The sequence below is a fragment of the Cupriavidus sp. BIS7 genome (assembly GCF_000292345.1).
GTDB lineage: Bacteria > Pseudomonadota > Gammaproteobacteria > Burkholderiales > Burkholderiaceae > Cupriavidus.
In genome coordinates this window covers 1-21,727 of the sequence record NZ_ALOU01000009.1, presented here as the reverse complement: position 1 = coordinate 21,727, position 21,727 = coordinate 1, and the positions used below count along the sequence as shown (strand labels likewise).

Here is a 21,727-nt window from a genome sequence, read left to right as displayed (position 1 = left end):
TGAGCGATCAAAGTTCAGACTTAAGAGAATCTCGACACCCGCCATTCGCGCGAATGGTTTCATCTTCGTTACGAATGGTTGCAATCTCACATGCATTGTTGAGAGCGCAGAAATTATGCTTCGGTCAGGTCACAGCCATTCTGGAGGGACGTGATGAAAACCGGGAGCCACTTCAACCTGCGCTCGATTTTGCTTGTGCTGCCGATATCTGTCTTCGTTGCCGCTTGCGGGGGCGGCGGCGACAGTGGCAACAATACTTCTTCACCAGCCGCCACCGGTACGCTCCATGTGGCGATGACCGATGCACCGTCCTGTGGCTTCGATCATGTGTTTATCACGGTCAACAAGGTGCGCGTCAACGCCAGCAGCACCGCCGCAGACACCGACGGGGGCTGGACCGACATCGCGCTGGCCACGCCGCAGAAGATTGACCTGCTCTCGCTGACCAATGGCGTGCTGTTCGACCTGGGCCGCGCGCCGCTGCCCGCTGGGCAATATCAACAGGTGCGCCTGGTCCTGAACGCCAACCAAGGCAATACGCTGGCCAATTCCGTAGTCAAAACGGGAACGAATGCGGAGCAGCCGCTGGACACGCCGAGCGCGACGCAAAGCGGTTTCAAGATCATCCAGCCATTCACCGTGCAGCCGAACACGCTAGTGGACCTGATTCTTGACTTCAACGCGTGCAAATCGATCGTGCAGCGCGGCAATGGGTCGTTCAGCCTGAAGCCGGTGGTCACCGCCATTCCCCTGATCGTCAGCGGTGCAATTGCGGGGAGCGTGCCTGCGGCACAAGCCGGCTCCCAGGTCTTTGCCGAGCAGAACGGCCAGGTCATTCGCGGCACGGTTGCCGATGCCAACGGCCAGTTCGTGCTGTCGCCGCTGATTCAGAGCTCGACCAACGGCACCTATGACATCGTCATCGTCGATAACACGCAGCCGAATGGCCATGCTACCGGCATCATTCGCTCGGTACCTGTGACGGCCACGCAGACCACGACGATCTCCACGACGGGAGCACCATTTACGCTGCCGGCTTCTGCCACCAACACTGCATCGGGCACGGTCACCGCATCCGCCCAGGCCTCGCTGCGCGCGCTGCAGACGGTCAACTCTGCGTCCTATGAGATCACGTCGGCAAACGCGAACCTGGACACCGGCGCCTACTCGCTGGCACTGCCTGCGGCGGCCCCGCAGGTGGGCACCTTCAGCACCACGCTGCCGATCATCCTGACGGGCGTTCCTGCCGCGGCGGGACAGTACTCGGTACAGGCAACCTCGGCAGCCGGCGTCACGCAGAGTAGTCCGGTCAATGTTGCGGCGGGTAACCAAGCCGGTGTCAACTTCAGCTTCTAACTACGGAAAGGGAAGAGGGGCCCAAGGGGCCACCGTCAATGCCATGAAAAAAATAATCGTCATCCTCTCGATTGGCATCTCGCTTGGCACCTCGTTGCTTGGCGGCTGCGCCTACTACGCGCCCCCGCCCGGGCCGGCCGCGGCGCCGCAGGGTGGTCCGGGAAATGGATTCTGTCCGCCGGGCCAAGCCAAGAAGGGCAACTGCTAAGGGGTATGTGCGGGACAAAAAGGCCGGTCTGCACGGACTACGCGACCGGCCTTTTCATGGTGTCGGCGCCCGCCTCAATTCAGAAGCGGAACACGGCGCTGACCATCGGCCCCTTGAATGTGAGCCGTTGTAACAGGTTGCCGCCATCCATCTCGTAAGTCAGGTATCGATAGGACAACTGGACGTCTCCCCACTTGGCCGCGTACGCCACGCCCCCGGAGGCTTGTGCCGTGTACTTCGAAGCGCCGGTGCCGATATCGGCGTAATAGGGCAGGTACCACTTGTCACTGTTGCCGACGTTGATGCGCCCGCGCACACCGATGATGGCGTCCACGATATTCGCCGTCTGCGAGATGCTGCCTTGCCTTGCCAGCGTCGCACCCTGGTCCGTGAACGTGGCGGACAGCGTCCAGTTGGCATGGGCACTGATGTTCAGGTATCGGAGTCCGCCGAATGGCTCAACTGTGCCCCGGGGCGCATTGACCGCCTTGTAGGCCGCCGCGAGCTGGAACATTGCCCCGCTCATGCCGCTGCTTGAATCGGTGGTCAGGTCGCGCGGCACGAATACCTTGCCGCCGCTTCCGCTGCCAACGGACTTGAGGTTGGTTTGCTGCTGGCTGAAGTCCAGGTAGATCGCGTCCGCGAAGATCGTCCATTTGCCCTTGCTGGCCTCGGCTTGCAGCATGAAGAGGAACTTCAGGTTCTGGAGATAGCTGTCCGGGCCTGTGCCGATGTCCAGGTTGCCCCCTCCGGTCGACGAGTCTCCGGAGAAACGAAACGCGCCGCTGACGTTCGGAAACCAGAGATAGGGGGCGATGGCAAACTGCCAGGCATCCGGATCGGGCGTTGCCGCGTGTATCGGACCGGCTGCCATCGCGAGGAGCATGGCCATCGCGCAACGATGCCAGCCGCGCCTTGTATGGTTATTCGGTTTTGCGCCTACCGCTGCGCCTGCCTCCACGCCCACCTGACCAACGGGTTCGGCTTTTTCCATCGCATGGCCCCCATTTGTTTATGTCGCCACCGCTTTGTGCTGACACGAATGATAGCCACGTTGGCGTGCAATGGCGACGTGCGCGTCGTGCGAATGCCACGTGGACGACCACGCGGCATCAGGGCTACCATGACAACGCCGACCATCCCCGGAGACATTCATGCTGCTGCGCCGCCGTGTGTGCCAACTCGCATTGCTTGCCAGTCTGACGCCGCTGTTTCACGGACACGCGCAGACCCCGCAGCCGTCCCCGGGCGACGCCGCGATCAACGACGCGATCTCTGACGCGGTGCGGGAAGGCACGCAGCGGTTCCAGCCGATCCCGTCGCAACCGCCTTCGCGCGATGAGCAGTGCGACCAGTTGGCCAGGCAGATCGGCCAGACGCCGCAGCGCATCTACCAGCCTTCGGATATGCCGGTCGAGAACAGCCAGGGCAACACGGTTGCCACGGTCGAGCGCGACCGGACGCGCAAGCAGTTGCAGAAGGTTTATCAGGAAAAGTGCACGCAATAGTGCGCGCAACAGGCCCGTGAACACGCCCGGGCGTCGGCTTAACGCCCGTACCGGCCCACGATGCTCATTGCGCCGAGCGTGTTGCCCTTGAGCGCCGCGAACAGTTCGTCCCGGGTCAACCCGGGCTTCAGCGTGCCCGGTTCAAGCTTGGTCGCGTACACGGTGATGGTGTAGTGATGGGGTACGTCCCCGACGGTCGGACACGGGCCGTGATACGTGGCTTCGCCGCCCACGTTCTTGCCTAGCGTGACGCCATGGCCGTCGACTTTCCCTTCGCCTTCCTTCAGTTGCCCGCGTTCCGGCGCCACGTTGTAAACCACCCAATGCGAGACGCCCATGCCGCCCGCGGCGTCCGGGTCCCACATCATGATGGCCAGCGACTTGGTGCCGGCCGGCAGGCTGGACCAGGATATCTGGGGTGAAACGCCCTTGCCGCCGCAGCTTGAACCATCGCCGCCGGTGCCGTCATGCCCGTACAGGGCGGGGATGGTCCCTGCGTCGGCAAACGCCGTGGACGAAACCTGCATGCCCGCGGCGTTGGCGGGAGCGTGGCCTAGCAGAAGCAGCGCGCCGGCGATCGGCGCGGAAAGACGTCTGGCGAGTGTCATGCGTGTCCTCCGGCAACGTGGAACGGTGGAGCGGTGGCCGCCGCAGGCAGCCGTTGCGGCGCTGCGGCGGAGGCTGCACGCGCGCAGCCCGCGTCTACGGTAGCACTACTGCGATGACTATTTCTGCGTGCAGTGCAGCAATGCCTCGTTCGGCGGCACGAATTCGGTCACTTCCAGTTCGAAACCGGTGATCGTGCGATAGGGCACCGGATGACTTAGCAGGCGCAATTTGCGGGCACCCACGTCACGCAGGATCTGCGCCCCCACGCCCAGTGTCCGTTGTTCGAACGCCGGGGTGGCGGGCAAGGCGTGCCCCGGCGTGGCCAGGCGCTCCAGCCGCTGCCGTGGAGTTTCGCGCTCGTCCAGCAGCACCAGCACGCCACTGCCTTCTGCGCCGATGCGCGCCAGCGAGCGTTCCAGGTTCCAGCCAGGGCTGGCGGCGCTGGCGTCGCCCGCCGCTGCCGTGCCAAAGCGCAGCACGTCGCGCTGCATCTCCACGGCCTGCACGCGCGTGAGCACCGGCACCGCCGGGTCGGGTTTCCCCAGCACCAGCGCCAGATGCAGTGCGTCGACGGGGGCGTCGTGGTAGGCGTGTACGGTGAAGCGGCCGTACGGCGTGTCCAGTTCGCTGGTGTGGGTGCGGCGCAACGCGCCTTCGGTCAGCAGCCGGTGGTGGATAAGACCGCTGATCGATACCACCGGCAGGCCATGGCGCTGCGCGAAAGCGAGCAGGGCACTGCCGCGCATCAGTTCGCCGTCGTCGTCCAGCAGCATGGCGTACGCACCGGCCGCAACGCGCCCGGCCAGCGCCGGCAGGTCGGAGCAGGCCTCGGCAAAGCCCGCGCGGCGCAGCACGCCGTCGGGTTGCGCCACCACGGGGAAGATGTGGCCGGGCTGGACCAGATCCGCCGCCTGCGCGCGCGGGGCGGCGGCCACCCGCAGCGTCAGCGCGCGGTCGGCGGCGGAAATGCCCGTGCTTACGCCGCTGGCAGCCTCGATCGAGACCGTGTAGCGCTCGCGATCGCGGTGACTGGCGGCCATCGGCGGCAGTTGCAGCCGCTCGCGGCGCGTTTCGGTGATGGCCACGCACACGAGCCCGCGCGCCTCGGCGGCCATGAAGTTGACGTCGGCCTCGCTGACGCGCTCGGCGGCAACCAGCACGCAGCCCGTGGCTTCGTCAGTCTCGTCGTCAATCACCACCACACGCTGCCCGATTCCCAGCGCCGCAATTGCCTGTGCAATCGGCGGGAGTACAGTGGCGGGGCTCATGCTGCCCCCTGCGTGGCGTTGGTGGCGTTGGTGACGTTGGTGACGTTGGCGCCGTTGTTGGCGAAGGCCAGGCGCAGCGCCGCCGCTGCGGCATCGAGCGCATGACCGGCGGCGTCGATCACGCCCTGCATGCTGATAAAGCCGTGGAACTGGCCGGGCCAGCGCCGTACCGTGGCGAGGTTCCCCGCGCGCTGCAGCGCCTCGCCGTAGGCTTCGCCCTGATCGCGCAGCGGATCGAACTCGGCGGTGACGATGGTGGCCGGCGGCAGGTCATGCAGCGTGCGCTGGCGCAGCGGGCTGGCGCGCACGTCGGCGGCGTCGGCGGGGCTAGCCAGGTACTGCGCGCGATACCAGTCCAGTTCCTGCGCGCTGAGGAAGTAGCCTTCGGCGCATTCCTGATAGCTGGTGCTGCCCGTGGCGGCGTCCGTGCAGTCGAGATATGGGTAGAGCAGCAGTTGGTGCCGCAGTGCGATGCCGCTGCCACGCAACTGCTGGCAGACCACGGCGGCCAGGTTGCCGCCGGCGCTGTCACCGGCCACGGCAAGCCGATGCGGATCGGCGCCCAGTTGCGCCGCGTGCGCGGCGGCCCAGCGTACGGCCGCTACCGCATCGTCCGCTGCGGCGGGGAAGCGCGCTTCCGGCGCCAGCCGGTAATCGACCGACAGGACCACCGCACCGGCGCGGCGCGCCAGGCTGCGGCAGATGTTGTCATGCGAATCGAGGCCGCAGAGCACAAAGCCGCCGCCGTGGAAATAGACCACCAGCGGCAGGCCGGTGCTGTCGTCGGGGCGGTACAGGCGGGCCTGCAGCGGGCCTGCGGCACCGTCGATGGTCAGGTCGCGTTGCTCGGCAACCGCATCGCCGGGTGCGAAACCGGGCATGGCGGCCAGCGCGGCGCGTCGGTCGGCGGCAACCAGCGTGGTGTAGTCGGGGGCCGGCATGGCGGCCATGGCATCGAGCATCGCGCGTGCCTGGGGATCGAGCGGCATGGTGTCTCCTGCTTTGTGGTGGGGATTGGCGTGGGGATTGGCTTGGGATTCAGAGCGCGAACGCCGGCGCAGTGCCAGCGGCGATGCCTTGCGCGCGCGCAACCGCTGCCTGCGCTGCCAGTTCGTGCGGCAGGATCCAGAATTCCCGCGCCGCCACGCCGTCGAGAATGCGGCGTGCCACCGCCTCCGGCGTCATGCCGGCGGCAATGCCGGTGCGCAGCGCCTCGTTCATCCGTGTCACGTCCTGCGGCGCCGTGCCATCCAGGTCCGTGGCAATGCCGGTAGCCACCGGCCCGGGGCAGACTACCGATACGCCAATCGGCATGCCGGCCGCCTGCAACTCCAGCGCCAGTCCTTCGGTCAGCGCCACCACGCTTTGCTTGGACAGCGTGTACGGCGCCAGCCACGGCCCCACCGCAAGCCCCGCCATCGATGCCACGTTGACGATATGCCCCGCGCCCTGCGCGGCCATGCGCGGCACGAAGCAGCGCAGCGCGTGAATCACGCTCCACAGGTTGACGCGCAGCACGCGGTCGAACACGTCCGGCGCCAGTTCCCAGCAGCGGCCCGTGGCCAGGATGCCGGCGTTGTTCACCAGCAGGTCCACACGCCCGAGCCGCGCAAAGCTCTCTTCGCACAGTCGCTCGATTTGCGCCGCATCCGACACGTCGGTGGGGATTGCGATGACCGGCGCCCCATGTGTGGCAAGCGCGGCCAGCGACGCGCGCGCCGCTTCCAGCGCGCCAGCATCGATATCGGCCAGTACCAGCGCATGGCCCTGCGCGGCCAGCAGCCGTGCGAGTGCCAGGCCGATGCCGCCGGCCGCGCCGGTAATCACTGCGGTCTTGTGCTGCGAGTCTGCCGCCATGGTGGTCGTTCTCCGTAGAAGGGGAGGCGGCGGGAATCGCCGCGCATGGCTGCTTTTTAACGGCCACGCGGCGGGGCGGCATCGTCTGTTTGGGTAGTGGAGCGGCACGGGTCTGACCTTAGTCCAAATGGGGTATGTGGCGCGGTGCCGGGCGCGTGAGCATTGCCTTGTCCTGCGGGACTAGTCCGGCGCGTTCCGCCGCCGGACCCTGCCTTGGGGGAAACCCTGAAGACTTCGGGGCAGCAAGAATCCAGGACATCACAAAGGGACGCAGAGCCCGGGAAGCAAAGCTCAGGAGGCAGCGCGCAAGGCAAGACCGGCGCGCTGCGCTCACGCCAATACGGAGACAAGGAAAATGCTGATGGAGGTAAGTCAGAACCAGGCCGCCCCACACCTGTTTGTCGAGCAGACGGTGTCGTTGTCTGCTTTCAGCACGCTGCTGGGCAACATCTACCAGGGGCCGATGGAGCAGGTGCCATGGGGCCGCGCGCTGGAACAGATTCGCCGGCAGCTTGATGCCAACTACGCCACCCTGATCCTGCGCTCGCCGGCCACCGACCGGCCCGGGCTGATGGTGAACGCGTCCGAGCATGGCTCCACGCTGCCGGGCGAGGTGTCCTACAACAGCTACTACTATTCGCTCGATCCATTCATTGGACTGCCGTCCGACCGCGTGGTCACCATCGACGAGCACCTTGGGGCGGGCGTCTGGTGCATGAGCGAGTTGTACCAGCAGTTCCTCAAGGACATCGGCATCCGCTATATCCTGGGCGCGGACCTGCGCACCGAGGACGGCGTGGAATGCCGCTTCCGCGTGTGCCGCAACCATGACAGCCCCGACTTCACGGCAGCGGACAAGGCGTTGTGCACGGCGCTGCTGCCGCACCTGAAGCGCGCGGTGGACCTGCATTCGCGTATCGACGTGGTGGAGTCGGAGCGTACCGTCTATGCCAGCGCGATCGACCGCATGCTGGTGGGCATGGTGATTCTTGACGAGTCCGGCACCATCATCAAGACCAACGCCGCCGCCGACGAGATACTCGGCGCCAGGGATGGCATCCGCATTTCCAAGGGTGGGCTCGATGTCGAGTACGGCCAGGAGAACCGCAAGTTCCAGCGCGTGCTGCGCCAGGCGATGATGGGCCACGTGGGCACCGCGCCGCCGGTCACGGAGGCAATGTCGATCACGCGGCCTTCCGGCAGCGCCAGGCTCGGCGTGCTGGTGCGCACGATCCCGCTCAGCGAATGGTCCGAGGACAACCGCAAGCGCCCGGCCTGCGTGGTGTTTATCCGCGACCCGGAACGCCGCTCGCAGGCCTCGCACGATGTCGTGCGCCAGCTGTTCGATCTGACACCGGCGGAGACACAGCTAGCGCTGCAGCTTGCCAACGGCCTCACGCTGGACGAAGCGGCCGACGAGCTGGGCATCAGCAAGAACACCGCCCGCGCGCACCTGCGCGCAATCTTCTCGAAGACCGGCGTGACCCGGCAGGCCACGCTGGTGCGCATGCTGCTATCCAGCGTGATCTCGCTCGGCTAGTTGGCCGGGGAGGGCTTTGCGCTGACCGTCAGCGCAAAGCCCTCTGGCGTACGCAATACCGCACGTGTCTCGTGCGGGCCCTGTTCCGCGGGCAGCGCCACGGTGGCGCCCGCGTCCACCAGCCGCGCAATTGCCGCGGCAATGTCGTCCCCGTCGTCCACCCGGAACGCCAGCGCAGGCTGGTCCACCAGTCTTTCCTCGCCGGCCACCAGCGCCAGCGTCAACGCGCCCGCATCGAGCGCGCAGTAGCGGTTGCCGTCGCGAAACTTGATCGGCAGTCCCAGTCCTTCCGTGAAGAACGGCAGCGCGGTGTCGATGTCCGCAACCGGGTAAAGCAGCAGCCTGGTTTGCATGGTGTCCTGATCCTTTCGATGAAAAAAATGACGGGCGGGATGCCCGGGATGCCACGCAGCCAATGATAGGGAGAGGCAATGTGCTGTTCATAATCCAATCAGACGATGTTGCAACGCCTTGCGCCGACCACACTGCGTTTCACACAGGCCGCTTCCGGCCATTGGCGCAGCACCTTGCAGTGCCCCGGATGCGATTCCTGGATCGACAAACCGATAGGGGACTGCAATGCGTTTTTCGCTGATCTATGAAGCCCAGACCGTCGATGCCTCGCGCGCCGGCGACCACAAGGTCTTCGACGAAATCATGGAACAGGTGGTGCTGGCCGAGGAAATGGGCTTTGACGTGGTCTGGGCCGTGGAGCACACCGCGCTGACCAACTATGCGCACATGAGCGCGCCCGAGACGTTCCTGGCCTTCGTGGCCGGCCGCACGCAGCGCATTGGCATTGGCCACGGCGTGGTGTGCCTGCCGCCGGCAATGAACCATCCGGTCAAGGTGGCGGAGCGTATCGCCACGCTGGACATTCTCTCGGGCGGGCGCGTCCACTTCGGCGTGGGCAAGGGCGGCACGCAGCAGGAGGCCGGCACCTTCGGCTATGACCTCAACACGCTGCACCCGATGATCGACGAATCGATGTACCTGATTCCGAAGATCCTCACGCAGGACGAGATCGAGCACGACGGCGAGTTCATCAAGATCCCGCGCCGCCCGATCCACCCGAAGCCGCGCCAGGACCCGCACCCGCTGATGTACCTGGCCTGCACCAACGCCGATACGCTGCAGCGCGCCGGTGCGCGCGGCATGGGCGCGCTGGTGCTTGGCTTCGGTGGCCCCGAGGACGTGGCCAAGAAGAACGACATCTACCGCACGGCGTGGGAAACCCGCAAGCCCGAGGACCAGGTGGGCTTCCGTCCGAACCAGCACCTGGCCGCACTGTGCCCGACCATCGTGCTGAAGGACGGCATGGCCGCCCGCAAGATCGGCATCAAGGGCCAGCGCTACTTCATGGAATCGCTGTCGTACTGGTACGCGGGCGGCGAGCGCCCCGATCCGTCGAAGTGGGACGACGAGCACATCACCGCCACCGACGCACAGGGCAAGGCCGTGGTCAACACGAAGTTTGCCTCGGAAAAGGTCTCGGTGGACTTCAGCGACCCCACGATGATGATGCTCAACCCGAACCATGCCTACGGCACGGTGGAGGACTGCATCGGCTACGTGCAGCGTCTGATCGATGCCGGCGCCGATGAAATCCTGTTCATCTGCCAGATGGGCACGGTGCCGCAATGGGCGCAGATGGAGACCATCCGCAATATCGGCGAGTACGTGATCCCGCATTTCCGCAAGCAGGGCCGCAAGCTGCGCGCGCTGGCCTGAACGCCACGCCCGCGCTTCCGGGGGTTTGCCGCTTACGAGGCAAACCTCCCGCAGCGACAAGACATAAAGCAACAAGGAGACAGCGGTGCATCGCGACAATAATCCCCAGGAACTGGCCGCCCGCCTGATCGAGCGCGCCGAGCAGATGATTCCCGTGCTGGCCCAGCGTGCCGCGCAGGCCGAGGCAGACGGACGCATCCCCGCCGAGACGGTTGCCGATATGCAGGCCGCCGGTTTCTTCAAGGTGCTGCAGCCACGGCGTTATGGCGGCTATGAACTGGACCCGCAGACGTTCTTCCGCATCCAGATGGCGCTGGCGAAGGGCTGCATGTCCACCGCGTGGGTGTATGGCGTGGTTGGCGTGCACAACTGGCAACTGGCGCTGTTCGACGAGCGCGCGCAGCAGGAAGTCTGGGGTAACGACGCCAGCACGCTGATCGCATCGACCTACATGCCGGTTGGCAAGGTCACGCCGGTGGAGGGCGGCTACCGCTTCTCCGGCCACTGGAAGTTCTCCAGCGGCAGCGAGGTTTGCGACTGGATCTTCCTCGGCGGCCTGGTGCCCCCGGCCGAGCCCGGTGGTGCCTATGACTACCGCACATTCCTGCTGCCGCGTTCGGATTACCGGATTGTGCGCAACTGGGACGTGCTGGGCCTGCGCGCTACCGGCAGCCACGATATCGTTGTGGACGACGTCTTCGTCCCCGACTACCGCACGCACCGCGCCGTGGACGGTTCGCTGGGCACCAGCCCCGGCCTGGCCGTCAACGACGTACCGCTGTACCGCCTGCCGTTCGCGCAGATCTTCGTGCGCGCCGTCTGCACCGCCTGCATTGGCGCGCTGGAAGGCACGCTGGACGACTTCGTCGCCTATGCCGATGGCCGCGTCAGCAGCAACGGCGGCAGCAAGACCGCAGAGGATGGCGGCGCCCAGATGGCTGTTGCCAACGCGCAGGTCGCGATCGACGAGATGCGCACGGTGCTCGAACGCAATTTCGAAGAGATGCTGGCGCTCGCACGCGCGGGCAAGCAGCTGGACACGCAACGCCGCCTGCATTTCCGCTACCAGTCCTCGCAGGTGGCAGAACGCTGCGCGCAGCTTGCCAATTCGCTGCTGCGCTACGCGGGCGGCAATGGCATCTATCGCAGCAACCCGATGGTGCGCCGCTTTCTCGACCTTCATTCGGCACGTGCCCACTACGCCAACAACCTGGACCGCTTCGGCCAGAACCTTGGCGGCGTGACGATGGGCCGCGCCAATACGGACTTCTTCATCTGAGCAGCGTGCCTGCAATGGGAGTCATCATGAGCCAGAGCACAACGCGCGCGCAGCCAGACGAGTTCGACGTGATCGTGGTCGGGTCCGGCGCCGGCGCCATGCTGGCCGCGTGCCGCGCGGCCGACCATGGCCTGTCCGTGGTGGTGCTGGAAAAGAGCGGGATGTACGGCGGCACGTCGGCGGTGTCCGGCGGCGGCATATGGATTCCGCTCAACCACCATATCGCGCCAGCGGGCGGGAAGGACGACTACGCCACCGCGCTGGAGTACCTGCTTGCCTGCACCGGAGAGCATGGCGATCCGCAGCGGCTGCGCGCGTACCTGGACCACGCGCCGCGCATGCTGCAGTACCTGGAACAGCGCACTGGCGTGCACTACTACGCGCTGCCGCGCTATGCCGACTATTTCCAGAAGCAGCCGGGCGCGATGCCGGGCTATCGCTCACTCGACCCGATGCCGTTCGATGGTGCGCGGCTCGGCGAGGAATTCGAGCGGCTGCGTCCGTCGTCGCCGGGCACGCTGGTGGCGGGCCGCATCGCGGTGACCTCGGCGGAAGCCCATACGCTGCTGTGCCGGTCACCCGGCTGGCTGCGCCTGGCGATGGGCCAGTTCGCCCGCTACTGGCTGGACCTGGGCTGGCGCCGCAAGACCCGGCGCGATCGTCGGCTGACACTTGGCGCCAGCCTGATCGGCGGCCTGCGCCGCGCGATGATGGACCGCGCAATCCCGCTGTGGCTCGATACCGCGCTGCACGGACTGATCGTCGAAGACGGCGTTGTGCGCGGCGTACGCGCGGTGCAGGACGGACGCCGGCTGGAGATCCGCGCCAGGCGCGGCGTGATCCTGGCTGCGGGCGGTTTCGAACGCAACCAGGCGATGCGCGAGCAGTACCTGCCACGGCCAACTCAGGCGAAGTGGAGCGCAACACCGCCGCACAACACTGGCGACGCCATCCGCGCGGGCCAGGACGCGGGCGCCGCGGTGGCGCTGATGTCCCATGTCTGGGGCGCTCCCACCGTGTGCGTGCAGGGCGAGGAAAAGCAGCGCGCGCTGTTTATCGAGCGTGCGATGCCCGGCTGCCTGATCGTGAATGGTCTGGGCCGGCGCTTTGTCAACGAGGCGGCGCCGTACTCCGAGTTCGTGCCTGCGATGTATCGCGACCACGAGAAGACCGGCTGCAGCGTGCCGGCGTGGATGGTGTTCGATGCCACGTTCCGCCACAAGTACCCGTGCGGGCCGATCCTGCCCGGTTCCGTCATGCCGGACCGCAGCATTCCGGCAGCGCTGCAAGGCATTCTGGTCAAGGCCGACTCGCTGGACGCACTGGCGCGGCAGATCGGCGTCGACGCAGCTGGCCTTGCCGACAGCGTGGCGCGCATGAACCGCTACGCGCAAACCGGTGTGGACGAGGAGTTCGGCAAGGGCGACAACCTGTTCGATACCTACTACAGCGACCCGTCCGTGCAGCCGAACCCGTGCCTTGCGCCGATTGGCCGTGCGCCGTTCTACGCCGTGCGCGTCGACGCGGGCGACATCGGCACCAAGGGCGGGCTGGCGACCGATGCCAGTGCGCGCGTGCTGCGTGAGGACGGTTCGGTCATCGACGGCCTGTTCGCCATCGGCAATACCAGCGCCGCGGTGATGGGCACGAGCTACCCCGGCGCGGGATCGACGCTGGGTCCGGCCATGACGTTCGGCTTTATCGCCGCCGACCTGCTGGCGCAGCAAGCCCGGCACGCGGCCGGGGCGCCATCCAGTCAACCCGCCCACCCCGACCAAACCACTGAAATCGTCAAGGAGGCCCTATGAGCGCCAATCCCGAATCCAGCGCCACGCTGCGCGACGACATGCTGCAGGCGATGCGCCGCATGGCGCGCTCGGTGGCCGTTATCAGCTGCCGCCACGGCGAGCGGCGCTATTCGATGTCGGTGACGGCGGTTGATTCGCTGTCCGCCGATCCGCCTTCGCTGCTGATCTGCATTAACCGCAGTTCGTCGCTCTATCCGCCGCTCGACGCGGGCGTCGATTTCTGCATCAACCTGCTGGCCGCCGACCATCGCGACATCGCGGTCGATTGCAGCGGGCGCCTCAAGGGCGAGGAACGCTTTACCAGCGGGCAGTGGGACGACGATCTGCTCGGCGTGCCGTGCCTGCGCAATGCCCAGGCCAACCTGATCTGCCAGCAGGACGGCCGCTTCGATTACGGCACGCATGCGGTCTTTATCGGCCGCCTGCGCGAAGTACGGCTGGCGGGGGAAGTGTCGCCGCTGGTCTATGTCGATGGGGCCTATACCACCTCGGCGCCGCTGACCGCACTTTGCGCCGCCTGACTACCCGCCAACACCTGCCAACACCTGATAACTGCCAGCAAGGTTCACCATGAAAGCTCCACCCGACAGCGCCACGCCGGTCTACGCTCCACTGCGGCTCGATGACCCCGAGGCCTATCCCTGGCAGGCCACCTGCGACGCCGTGGTGGTCGGCTTCGGCGCCGCAGGTGCCTGCGCCGCGCTGGAAGCCGCGCGCGGCGGCGCCAGCGTGATCGTTGCCGAGCGCTTCGAGGGCGGCGGTGCCAGCATCAAGAGCGGCGGGGTGGTCTATGCCGGGGGCGGTACGCCGTACCAGCAGGCGGCGGGCTATGCCGACACACCGCGCGAGATGGCTGGCTACCTGCGCCAGGAAACCGGCGACGTCATCAGCGAGCCGACGCTGCAGCGCTTCTGCGAGCGCAGCCGGGAGATGATCGACTGGCTCGAAGAGATTGGCGTGCAGTTCAATGGTGCGATGCCGCCGCGCAAGACTTCCTATCCCGCGCAGCCTTACTTCCTGTACTACTCGGGCAATGAATCGGTGCCGGCCTACGCGCGCCATGCCGAGCCGGCGCCGCGCGGGCATCGCGTCAAGGGCCAGGGCCAGTCCGGCCGTACGCTCTATAGCGCCCTGCGTGGCGCGGTACAGGCGCGGCCCGAGGTGACGGTGATGCGCCAGACCGCCGCGCGCAGGCTGATCGTCGACCGCTCGGGGGCGGTCATCGGCGTGGAGCTTTGGCAGGTGCCAGCCAGCCATCAGAAGCGCCATGCGCGCCTGGCACGGCTGGCTGAGCGGGTGCACAACGCCATGCCGGGGGTCGCCGATTCGCTGCGCGCGAAGGTGCTGGAGCTTGAGTTGCGTTATGCACGGCCAGTGCCGGTGCGCACCGGGGCCGTGGTGCTGGCCACCGGCGGCTTCATCTTCAATCATGCGATGGTGTCGCGTCACGCGCCCCGATACCTGCCGAACTGGCGGCTTGGTGCCACCGGTTGCGACGGCAGCGGCATCCGGCTCGGCGAATCGGCTGGCGGGGCCACGCGGCACCTGGAGCGTGTGTCCGCATGGCGCTTTATCAATCCGCCGTTTGATTGGGCACGCGGCTGCGTGGTTGACGCGCAGGGCAAGCGCATCGGCAACGAGGAAACCTACGGTGCCACGCTGGGCCACGCTATCTGCGAGCGGCACGGTGGCCGTGCGTGGCTGATACTGAACCGCCAACTGGCGCGCGCGGCAATGCGCGAAGCGTTCTCGGGCCGACTCTGGTCGTTTCAGGCCCTGCCGGCCGCGATGCTGATGCTGGCCGGCTCCCGGCGGGCGCGCAGTGTCGAGGCGCTGGCCAACCGGCTCGGCATGCCGCCCGCGACGCTGCAGGCGACGCTCGATGCCTACAACGCGGCCGGTCGCGGCGATGCCCCCGATCCTGCGGGCAAGTCGGCGGCGATGTGCGCCTCGCTGGAAACCGGACCGTGGGTTGCCATCGATATCTCGGCGGATAGCCGCCTCTTCCCGTGTCCGGCCATCACCCTCGGCGGCCTGCGCGTGGAAGAGTCCAGCGCGCGCGTGCTGACGGCCAGCGGCACCACGTCCATCGCGGGCCTGTATGCGGTGGGCCGGACCGCCGTGGGCATTCCCTCCAACCACTACATCAGCGGCCTGTCGCTGGCCGATTGCATCTGGTCGGGCCGCAATGCGGGCCACCATCTTGTTCACCAGCTTGCCGAGCAACGGCAGGCGGATACCAATCAGGAGACTAGTCATGAGCCGACGTACTGAAGGAAAGATCGCCATCGTCACCGGCGCCGCAAGCGGAGTCGGCAAGGAGGATGCACTGCTGCTGGCGCGCGAAGGCGCGCGCGTGGTGCTGACCGATCTGAACGAGGAAGCCGGCCACGCGCTGGCGCGCGAGATTGGCGACGCCGCGCTGTTCGTGCAGCACGACATCGCCAGTGAAGTGGGCTGGCAGCAGGTGATCGCACGTACCGAACAGCGCTTTGGCGCGCCGAACGTGCTCGTCAACAATGCCGCCATCCTGCTGCTCGGCACGATCGAGGATACGTCGCTGGAGCAATGGCAGCGCGTGATGCGCATCAACGCGGAGGGCTACTTCCTTGGCTGCAAGTACGGCGTGGCGGCGATGCGGGCCGGCGGCGGCAGCATCGTCAACATGTCGTCGGTGGCGGCGCTTGGCGGCATGGGCGCGTTCTGTGCCTACAGCGCCAGCAAGGGTGCCGTGGCGGCGCTCACGCGCAGCGTGGCGGTGCACTGCAAGCAGAGCGGCTACAAGGTCCGCTGCAACTCGATCCATCCGGACGGCATCCTGACGCCGATGACGGCGGCCTTCCTGCCGGGCGGCGTCACGGCCATGCCCGATGTCGAGGGCATGGACCCGATGCAGCGCATGTGCCATCCGCGTGACGTGGCCAACCTGGTCCTGTTCCTCGCATCCGACGAATCGCGCTTTATCAATGGCGCGGAACTGCGCGTCGACAACGCGCAGACCATCATGGGCGTCGCCTGACGCAATCGATCATGGTACAAGCGCAATTTCATCGGCTGCAGATCGCCGAGGTCGTGGCGGAAACGGACCAGGCGCATTCGCTGGTGTTCACGCTGCCGGACAGCCTGCGCGATACCTTTGCCTATCGGCCGGGCCAGTTCCTGACGTTGCGCGTGCCCGTCAACGGCGTGCCGCAGCAGCGCTGCTATTCGCTTTCCAGCGCGCCGGACGTGGACAGCGCGCTGCGCGTGACGATCAAGCGCGTGCAGGGCGGCCGGGTGTCCAACTGGGTCTGCGATCACCTTGGCGCGGGCGACACCGTGGAGGTCATGCCGCCGGCGGGCGTGTTCACGCCGCCGACGCTGCATGGCGATTTCCTGCTGCTGGCTGGCGGCAGCGGCATCACGCCGGTGCTGTCGATTGCCAAGGCCGCGCTGCGCCACGGGCGCGGCGCGGTGACGCTGGTCTATGCCAACCGCGACGAGCGCTCCGTGATATTCCGCGAGGCGCTTGCCGATCTGGCACAGCGCCATCCGGGCCGGCTGCGCGTGATTCACTGGCTGGACAGCGTGCAGGGCCCACCGGGCCAGCGCCAGATCGAGGAACTGGTCCGGCCCTGGAGCCTGTCCGAATGCTTTATCTGCGGGCCGGGCCCGTTTATGGACAGCGCGCAGGCCGCACTGCAGGCACTGGGCGTGCCACGCGGGAAGCTGCATGTGGAGCGCTTTGTGTCGCTGCCCGATGCCGCGCCCGCGCAGACCGTAGCGGCGTCAACCGCCTCACCGGCCGCCACCGTCCACGGTGCATCGCTGACGGTGGCACTCGACGGCCAGACCCACCAGCTTGGCGTGGCGCCTGACGAAACCGTGCTCGACGCGTTGCTGCGCGCAGGCGTGGCGGCGCCCAACTCGTGCCGTGGCGGCCTGTGCGGCGCCTGCATGTGCCAGGTGACGCAGGGCGAAGTGACGCTCGGCGAGAACCATGTGCTTGACCAGGCTGACCTGGAAGACGGCTGGACCCTGGCTTGCCAGGCGCGTCCGGCAAGCGGCGACATTCACCTGAAGTTTCCGGACTGACATGACTCCATCTGACACCATCGACGACGTCGACGCCATCGATACGATCGGCGCCTTGCCGGCAGCGTGCGAGGACATCGCCGCCACGATTCCCGAGCTTGTGCGGCGCGCGGCGCAGCGCCACGGCGAGCGTGTTGCGATCCAGGAGGACGGCCTGCGCCTGTCCTACGCCGCGCTGGACGCCGCCCGGATCGAGGCCGCACGCGCACTGATGGCGCTTGGCGTGCAGCCTGGCGACCGCATTGCCGTGTGGGCACCCAATTTCTCCGAGTGGATTCTCGCGGCGCTGGCCACGCATAGCGTGGGCGCGGCACTGGTGCCGCTCAATACGCGCATGAAGGGCGCAGAGGCGGGCGCGGTGCTGGCCGATAGCGGCGCACGCCTGCTGTTCTGCGTCGACGACTTCCTCGGCGAGAGCTATCCGCGCATGCTGGCGCCACACCGTCCCGCCACGCTCGAACGGCTGGTGATCCTGCGCGCGGGGCACGGCCGTGCAATGGACACGGACGAACTGAGCTGGGAGTCCTTCCTGGCGCTGGCGCCGCGCACGGAGATGGGCGCGTTCGCGCAGCGCGAGGCTGGCGTGCACGGCGATATGCCGATGGACATCATGTTCACCTCCGGCACCACCGGCCGGCCCAAGGGCGTGATGACCGCGCACGCGCAGAACCTGCGCGCCATCGACGGCTGGGCCGCGATCACCGGCGTGCGCGCGGGTGACCGCTACCTGATCGTCAATCCGTTCTTCCATACGTTTGGCTACAAGGCCGGCTGGCTGGCGGCGCTTTCGCGCGGGGCCACGGTGCTGCCGCACCTGGTGTTCGATGCCGAGGCCGTCATGACCCGCGTCGAGAACGAGCGCATATCCGTGCTGCCCGGGCCGCCCACGCTCTACCAGACGCTGCTGAACGCACCGCGCCTGCGCGAGTTCGATCTGTCATCGCTGCGCATTGCCGTGACCGGTGCCTCTGCCATTGCGCCCACGCTGATCGAGCGCATGCGTGACGAACTGGGCTTCGATACGGTCATCACCGGCTACGGCCTGACCGAATCGTGCGGCTTTGCCACGCTGACGCGTGCCGAGGACGATGCCGACACCGTTGCCGGTACCTCGGGCCGGGCGATGCCTGGCATCGAGATCCGCTGCGTTGACGCGCAGGGGCAGCCGGTGCCAACCGGTGAGCCCGGCGAGGTGCTGGTGCGCGGCTACAACGTGATGCAAGGCTATTTCGACTTGCCCGAGGCGACCGCCGAAACGATTGACGCCGATGGCTGGCTGCACACCGGTGACGTGGGCACGCTCGATGCGCGCGGCTACCTGCGTATCACCGACCGCATCAAGGACATGTTTATCGTCGGCGGCTTCAACTGCTATCCGGCCGAGGTGGAGAAGTTGCTGGTGGCCCATCCAGCCGTTGCGCAGGTGGCGGTGGTGGGCATGCCGCATGACCGCCTGGGCGAGGTTGGCCGCGCCTACGTGGTGCTGCGCCATGGCGCGCGACTGGATGCCGACGCACTGATCGGCTGGGCACGCCGGCAGATGGCCAACTACAAGGTGCCGCGCGAAGTTGTGTTCGTGCCGACGCTGCCTGTCAGCGCGGCCGGCAAGGTATTGAAGTACCAGTTGCGGGCATCGTGACCCCGGAGAGAACCAATGAGTGAGACCAACGAGATCGCCGCGCTTGCGCGGCGACTGGAGCGGCTGGAAGCGGCCGATGCCATCCGCGCGCTCAAGCAGCGCTACCTGCGCGCCTGCGATGACAAGAACCCCGAGGCAATGCGTGCGTGCTTTGTGGCGGAAGGCGCGCATATCCACTACGACCGCATTGGCAGCTTTGCCGGGCGTGATGCGCTGGTGCAGTGCTATTCGGAACTCGCGTGCCGCCCAACGCTGCGCGAGATGCATTTCGCTGGGCAGGGCGATATCGAAGTTGGCGATGACGGCACCGCGCGCGGAGGCTGGGATCTGGCCTATCTGGCGCTGGACGATGCGAGCGGCGCGCGCACGTTCCTGACCGGGCGGTACGCCGACGAGTATGTGCAGATCGATGGCGCGTGGCTGATTCGCGCCACGGTGTTTACAACCGGGCTGCTTTCTACGGGGACGTAAGGCCTGGCAGGGCCGTGGCCTTATCGGCACGGCCCCGCAGTCAATACACGCCGTTCAATACACGCTGTTATTCCACAATCGCCGGATGAAACGCCGGCGGTCCGCCAAGCGCTTCGCGGTAAGACGGCGGCTGCACACCTTCGGCATCGACGATGCCATATTCCAGCGCCGCTTCCGCGCAGACCAGCACCTGGCCGGACTTTTCCAGCAACGCCGGATCGCGATACAGCGCGTCGATGATGCGCCCGGTGAACTCCGGGGTCTCGGCCACCGGTGCGAACGAGGCGTATTTGTCGGGGTGTTTCTCCCATACACGCATCGTGCGTGCAGTGCGAAGCGGGCCCATCCACAGCGAGGCCGCCGCTACGCCAAACGAGCGCAGGTCCACCGCCATGTCATGCGCGAACTTGTCGACGCCCGCCTTCTGCGCGCCGTAGGCCGGGCCGTGCATATAGCAGTTGGCGCCAAACGACGACGTGAACACGATCAGCCCGTTGCCTTGCGCGGCCATGATGGGCGCGGCATGCCAGCTTGCCACGTAGCCAGAGCGCAGGCCCACGTCGAGGATGCCGGTCATCTCCAGCGGCTTTTTCCAGAACGGCCCCGGCACGATCAGTTCGTCATGCAGATGGGTGGCGTTGTTGACCAGGATGTCGAGCCGTCCCGCTTCCGCTTGCACGCGCTGGAACAAGGCCGCGACTTGCGCATCATCGGCATGATCGCAGGCCACGGCGATGCCGCGCCCGCCGAGCGCGTCGATCTCGCGCGCCGTGGCGTGGATCGTGCCGGGCAGTGCCGCGCTGCCTTCCCGCTCGGTCCGTCCGGTGACATACACCGTGGCGCCGGTTGCGCCGAGCGCCAGCGCAATTCCCCTGCCGGCGCCGCGCGACGCGCCGGTGACTACCGCGACGCGCGCGTGTTGCGATGTTTCCATGTTTCCTCCTTTGGATGTTGGATAGGACAAGGCACTCCCTAGGTTGCGGCGTGGGCCGGGGCGTGACATCACTCGTTCGGACTATCCGCTGCGCCGGCGGGCTACTCCAGCCGGACGATGGCCACGGCCCCGCGGACGGCCACGATAGACGCGCCACGCTTTCATAAACACAAAGGAGACAGTCCATGACGGACATCGAAGCGAAGGACGCTATCCATGCACTCGCCTGCCGTTACGCGCAGGCGGTAGACCGGCGCGAGTTTGCGCGCCTGTTGTCATTGTTCACGCCCGACGCGCTACTGACCGGCCCCGGCTTCAGCCTGGACGGCGCAGCGGCCATTGCAGAGGGCATGTCCGCGCTAGGCCGCTACAGCGCCACGCAACACCACGTGCATCACCAGCTCGTCGACGTTGATGGCGACAGCGCGAGCGGCGAGACGTACTGCATTGCCAACCACGTCTACGCGGACGAGGCCGGTGTGCCGCGCAAGCTGGACTGGGGCGTGCGCTACCAGGACCGCTACGTGCGCCACGACGGCCAGTGGCGCATCGCAGCGCGCACGCTGGTGGTGGACTGGACCCAGGATCTCCCACTGAAAGGATGAGACACGACATGACGAAAGCACTGGAAGGCAAGACCGCGCTGGTGACCGGCGGCGCCGGCGGCATTGGCGCGGCCAGCGCGCTGGCGCTCGCACGCGACGGCGCGGCGGTGGCATTGATGGGCCGCCGGCGCGATGCGCTGGAAGCAGCACGGAAATCGCTGCGAGAAGCTGTGCCGGGCGCCACGATCGAAATCTGCGTTGGTGACGCGTGCCGCGACGAAGACGTGCGGGCTGCGCTGCAGCAGGCATGGGGCCTGCGCGAACGGCTCGATATCGTTGTACCGACGGTGGGCGGCGGCGGCTTCCGGCCAATGCTGATGCACGACGCTGCGTCGTTCATGGCGGAAATCGAACTGAACATCGCCAGCGCATTTCTGGCGGTACGTCACGCCGCACCGCTGATGGCGCCGCATGGCGGCAGCATTGTCTGCATCTCGTCTGCCGCGGCGCGCGTGAATTTCCGCTGGCTGGCGGCCTACTGCGCTGCCAAGGCCGGGCTGGAGGCTTTCGTGCGCGGCGCTGCCGAGGAACTGGCCGAAGCCAATATCCGCGTCAACGCGGTGCGCCCGGGGCTCACGCGTTCGGGCGCCACGGACCCGATGTTCGACAACCCTGCCGTGCTTGACCTGTTCGTGGCGCAAATGCCGTTGGGCCGCGCTGGCGAGCCCGACGATATTGCCGCTGCCGTACGTTATCTGGCCGGACCGGAGTCAGGCTGGGTGACCGGGCAGAGCTTTGCCGTGGACGGCGGCAACGAACTGCGCAGCAATCCGAAGCTCGACGGCGCCATCGCCGCCATGTACGGCGAGACGGCGTTGCGCGATGTGCTGGCGGGCAGGA

At 66.9% G+C, this 21,727-nt stretch carries 22 protein-coding genes; 15 read left to right on the top strand and 7 right to left on the bottom strand.

The window, feature by feature from the left end:
• The first annotated feature begins 153 nt into the window (after positions 1-153).
• Together B552_RS0102910 and B552_RS29050 are read left to right on the top strand one after the other, a co-directional pair.
• Entirely contained in the window at positions 154-1,356 is a 1,203-nt protein-coding gene (locus B552_RS0102910; RefSeq protein WP_019447499.1) for a DUF4382 domain-containing protein, read from the top strand.
• Positions 1,357-1,399: 43 nt separating this feature from the next.
• The gene (locus tag B552_RS29050; protein ID WP_019447498.1) at positions 1,400-1,564 is read left to right on the top strand and encodes a hypothetical protein; all 165 of its coding nucleotides are present in this window, start codon (positions 1,400-1,402) and stop codon (positions 1,562-1,564) included.
• Between the two features lie 79 nt (positions 1,565-1,643).
• Here the strand turns inward: B552_RS29050 and B552_RS0102900 are convergent, their stop codons facing one another.
• Positions 1,644-2,558: a hypothetical protein gene (locus B552_RS0102900; protein ID WP_193352167.1), complete on the bottom strand. Its 915-nt coding sequence runs from the start codon at positions 2,556-2,558 to the stop codon at positions 1,644-1,646.
• 160 nt (positions 2,559-2,718) lie between these two features.
• Between B552_RS0102900 and B552_RS0102895 the strand changes: the two genes are divergently transcribed.
• Positions 2,719-3,072 carry a hypothetical protein gene (locus B552_RS0102895; protein ID WP_019447496.1) on the top strand — a complete coding sequence of 118 codons (354 nt, stop codon included), beginning with the start codon at positions 2,719-2,721 and terminating at the stop codon, positions 3,070-3,072.
• Positions 3,073-3,110: 38 nt separating this feature from the next.
• On the opposite strand, the gene B552_RS0102890 is transcribed toward B552_RS0102895, so the two are convergent.
• The 4 genes from B552_RS0102890 to B552_RS0102875 all read right to left on the bottom strand — a co-directional run bounded on the left by B552_RS0102890 (position 3,111) and on the right by B552_RS0102875 (position 6,806).
• Positions 3,111-3,680: a YbhB/YbcL family Raf kinase inhibitor-like protein gene (locus B552_RS0102890; RefSeq protein WP_019447495.1), complete on the bottom strand. Its 570-nt coding sequence runs from the start codon at positions 3,678-3,680 to the stop codon at positions 3,111-3,113.
• Between the two features lie 117 nt (positions 3,681-3,797).
• The gene (locus B552_RS0102885; protein WP_019447494.1) at positions 3,798-4,949 is read right to left on the bottom strand and encodes a 3,4-dihydroxy-2-butanone-4-phosphate synthase; all 1,152 of its coding nucleotides are present in this window, start codon (positions 4,947-4,949) and stop codon (positions 3,798-3,800) included.
• Complete coding sequence (locus tag B552_RS0102880) at positions 4,946-5,938, bottom strand: alpha/beta hydrolase (protein WP_019447493.1); 993 nt, start codon at positions 5,936-5,938, stop codon at positions 4,946-4,948. Before B552_RS0102880 ends, B552_RS0102885 begins: the two co-directional genes overlap by 4 nt.
• A gap of 49 nt (positions 5,939-5,987) precedes the next feature.
• Positions 5,988-6,806: an SDR family NAD(P)-dependent oxidoreductase gene (locus tag B552_RS0102875; protein WP_019447492.1), complete on the bottom strand. Its 819-nt coding sequence runs from the start codon at positions 6,804-6,806 to the stop codon at positions 5,988-5,990.
• Positions 6,807-7,161: 355 nt separating this feature from the next.
• Here B552_RS0102875 and B552_RS0102870 point away from each other — a divergent pair, with 355 nt between their 5' ends.
• Positions 7,162-8,346: a helix-turn-helix transcriptional regulator gene (locus tag B552_RS0102870; RefSeq protein WP_019447491.1), complete on the top strand. Its 1,185-nt coding sequence runs from the start codon at positions 7,162-7,164 to the stop codon at positions 8,344-8,346.
• Here the strand turns inward: B552_RS0102870 and B552_RS0102865 are convergent.
• Entirely contained in the window at positions 8,343-8,699 is a 357-nt protein-coding gene (locus B552_RS0102865) for a VOC family protein (protein WP_019447490.1), read from the bottom strand. The two genes, B552_RS0102870 and B552_RS0102865, sit on opposite strands and share 4 nt — an antisense overlap.
• 226 nt (positions 8,700-8,925) lie before the next feature.
• Between B552_RS0102865 and B552_RS0102860 the strand changes: the two genes are divergently transcribed.
• The 9 genes from B552_RS0102860 (at position 8,926) to B552_RS0102820 (ending at position 19,348) form a co-directional block, all read left to right on the top strand.
• Positions 8,926-10,077, top strand: coding sequence for an LLM class flavin-dependent oxidoreductase (locus B552_RS0102860; RefSeq protein WP_019447489.1), 1,152 nt, complete (start codon positions 8,926-8,928; stop codon positions 10,075-10,077).
• An 85-nt stretch (positions 10,078-10,162) separates the two neighbouring features.
• Positions 10,163-11,356: a flavin-dependent monooxygenase gene (locus B552_RS0102855; RefSeq protein WP_019447488.1), complete on the top strand. Its 1,194-nt coding sequence runs from the start codon at positions 10,163-10,165 to the stop codon at positions 11,354-11,356.
• 26 nt (positions 11,357-11,382) lie between these two features.
• Positions 11,383-13,164, top strand: coding sequence for an FAD-dependent oxidoreductase (locus B552_RS0102850; protein ID WP_019447487.1), 1,782 nt, complete (start codon positions 11,383-11,385; stop codon positions 13,162-13,164).
• On the top strand, positions 13,161-13,685 hold the full coding sequence (locus B552_RS0102845) for a flavin reductase family protein (protein WP_019447486.1): 525 nt from the start codon (positions 13,161-13,163) through the stop codon (positions 13,683-13,685). The genes B552_RS0102850 and B552_RS0102845 overlap by 4 nt, the downstream gene beginning before the upstream one ends.
• A gap of 49 nt (positions 13,686-13,734) precedes the next feature.
• Positions 13,735-15,438 carry an FAD-binding protein gene (locus tag B552_RS0102840; protein ID WP_019447485.1) on the top strand — a complete coding sequence of 568 codons (1,704 nt, stop codon included), beginning with the start codon at positions 13,735-13,737 and terminating at the stop codon, positions 15,436-15,438.
• The gene (locus B552_RS0102835) at positions 15,422-16,183 is read left to right on the top strand and encodes an SDR family oxidoreductase (RefSeq protein WP_019447484.1); all 762 of its coding nucleotides are present in this window, start codon (positions 15,422-15,424) and stop codon (positions 16,181-16,183) included. The genes B552_RS0102840 and B552_RS0102835 overlap by 17 nt, the downstream gene beginning before the upstream one ends.
• 11 nt (positions 16,184-16,194) lie before the next feature.
• Positions 16,195-17,238 carry a ferredoxin--NADP reductase gene (locus B552_RS0102830; RefSeq protein ID WP_019447483.1) on the top strand — a complete coding sequence of 348 codons (1,044 nt, stop codon included), beginning with the start codon at positions 16,195-16,197 and terminating at the stop codon, positions 17,236-17,238.
• A gap of 1 nt (position 17,239) precedes the next feature.
• Positions 17,240-18,877 carry a FadD3 family acyl-CoA ligase gene (locus B552_RS0102825; RefSeq protein ID WP_019447482.1) on the top strand — a complete coding sequence of 546 codons (1,638 nt, stop codon included), beginning with the start codon at positions 17,240-17,242 and terminating at the stop codon, positions 18,875-18,877.
• Between the two features lie 15 nt (positions 18,878-18,892).
• On the top strand, positions 18,893-19,348 hold the full coding sequence (locus tag B552_RS0102820; RefSeq protein WP_019447481.1) for a nuclear transport factor 2 family protein: 456 nt from the start codon (positions 18,893-18,895) through the stop codon (positions 19,346-19,348).
• A gap of 67 nt (positions 19,349-19,415) precedes the next feature.
• On the opposite strand, the gene B552_RS0102815 is transcribed toward B552_RS0102820, so the two are convergent.
• Complete coding sequence (locus B552_RS0102815; protein WP_019447480.1) at positions 19,416-20,282, bottom strand: SDR family NAD(P)-dependent oxidoreductase; 867 nt, start codon at positions 20,280-20,282, stop codon at positions 19,416-19,418.
• A 185-nt stretch (positions 20,283-20,467) separates the two neighbouring features.
• Here B552_RS0102815 and B552_RS0102810 point away from each other — a divergent pair, with 185 nt between their 5' ends.
• Together B552_RS0102810 and B552_RS0102805 are read left to right on the top strand one after the other, a co-directional pair.
• Positions 20,468-20,887, top strand: coding sequence for a nuclear transport factor 2 family protein (locus tag B552_RS0102810; RefSeq protein ID WP_019447479.1), 420 nt, complete (start codon positions 20,468-20,470; stop codon positions 20,885-20,887).
• 8 nt (positions 20,888-20,895) lie between these two features.
• Positions 20,896-21,727 (top strand): SDR family oxidoreductase (locus B552_RS0102805; protein WP_019447478.1); only part of this gene is annotated, 832 nt, incomplete at its 3' end.

Coding starts and splice junctions, on each gene's coding strand:
- B552_RS0102810 (WP_019447479.1), top strand. CDS start 20,468: ATGACGGACATCGAAGCGAAGGACGCTATCCATGCACTCGCCTGCCGT.
- B552_RS0102825 (WP_019447482.1), top strand. CDS start 17,240: ATGACTCCATCTGACACCATCGACGACGTCGACGCCATCGATACGATC.
- B552_RS0102875 (WP_019447492.1), bottom strand. CDS start 6,806: ATGGCGGCAGACTCGCAGCACAAGACCGCAGTGATTACCGGCGCGGCC.
- B552_RS0102890 (WP_019447495.1), bottom strand. CDS start 3,680: ATGACACTCGCCAGACGTCTTTCCGCGCCGATCGCCGGCGCGCTGCTT.
- B552_RS0102895 (WP_019447496.1), top strand. CDS start 2,719: ATGCTGCTGCGCCGCCGTGTGTGCCAACTCGCATTGCTTGCCAGTCTG.
- B552_RS0102880 (WP_019447493.1), bottom strand. CDS start 5,938: ATGCCGCTCGATCCCCAGGCACGCGCGATGCTCGATGCCATGGCCGCC.
- B552_RS0102820 (WP_019447481.1), top strand. CDS start 18,893: ATGAGTGAGACCAACGAGATCGCCGCGCTTGCGCGGCGACTGGAGCGG.
- B552_RS0102885 (WP_019447494.1), bottom strand. CDS start 4,949: ATGAGCCCCGCCACTGTACTCCCGCCGATTGCACAGGCAATTGCGGCG.
- B552_RS0102870 (WP_019447491.1), top strand. CDS start 7,162: ATGCTGATGGAGGTAAGTCAGAACCAGGCCGCCCCACACCTGTTTGTC.
- B552_RS0102840 (WP_019447485.1), top strand. CDS start 13,735: ATGAAAGCTCCACCCGACAGCGCCACGCCGGTCTACGCTCCACTGCGG.
- B552_RS0102830 (WP_019447483.1), top strand. CDS start 16,195: ATGGTACAAGCGCAATTTCATCGGCTGCAGATCGCCGAGGTCGTGGCG.
- B552_RS29050 (WP_019447498.1), top strand. CDS start 1,400: ATGAAAAAAATAATCGTCATCCTCTCGATTGGCATCTCGCTTGGCACC.
- B552_RS0102865 (WP_019447490.1), bottom strand. CDS start 8,699: ATGCAAACCAGGCTGCTGCTTTACCCGGTTGCGGACATCGACACCGCG.
- B552_RS0102860 (WP_019447489.1), top strand. CDS start 8,926: ATGCGTTTTTCGCTGATCTATGAAGCCCAGACCGTCGATGCCTCGCGC.
- B552_RS0102910 (WP_019447499.1), top strand. CDS start 154: ATGAAAACCGGGAGCCACTTCAACCTGCGCTCGATTTTGCTTGTGCTG.
- B552_RS0102815 (WP_019447480.1), bottom strand. CDS start 20,282: ATGGAAACATCGCAACACGCGCGCGTCGCGGTAGTCACCGGCGCGTCG.
- B552_RS0102835 (WP_019447484.1), top strand. CDS start 15,422: ATGAGCCGACGTACTGAAGGAAAGATCGCCATCGTCACCGGCGCCGCA.
- B552_RS0102900 (WP_193352167.1), bottom strand. CDS start 2,558: ATGGAAAAAGCCGAACCCGTTGGTCAGGTGGGCGTGGAGGCAGGCGCA.
- B552_RS0102845 (WP_019447486.1), top strand. CDS start 13,161: ATGAGCGCCAATCCCGAATCCAGCGCCACGCTGCGCGACGACATGCTG.
- B552_RS0102850 (WP_019447487.1), top strand. CDS start 11,383: ATGAGCCAGAGCACAACGCGCGCGCAGCCAGACGAGTTCGACGTGATC.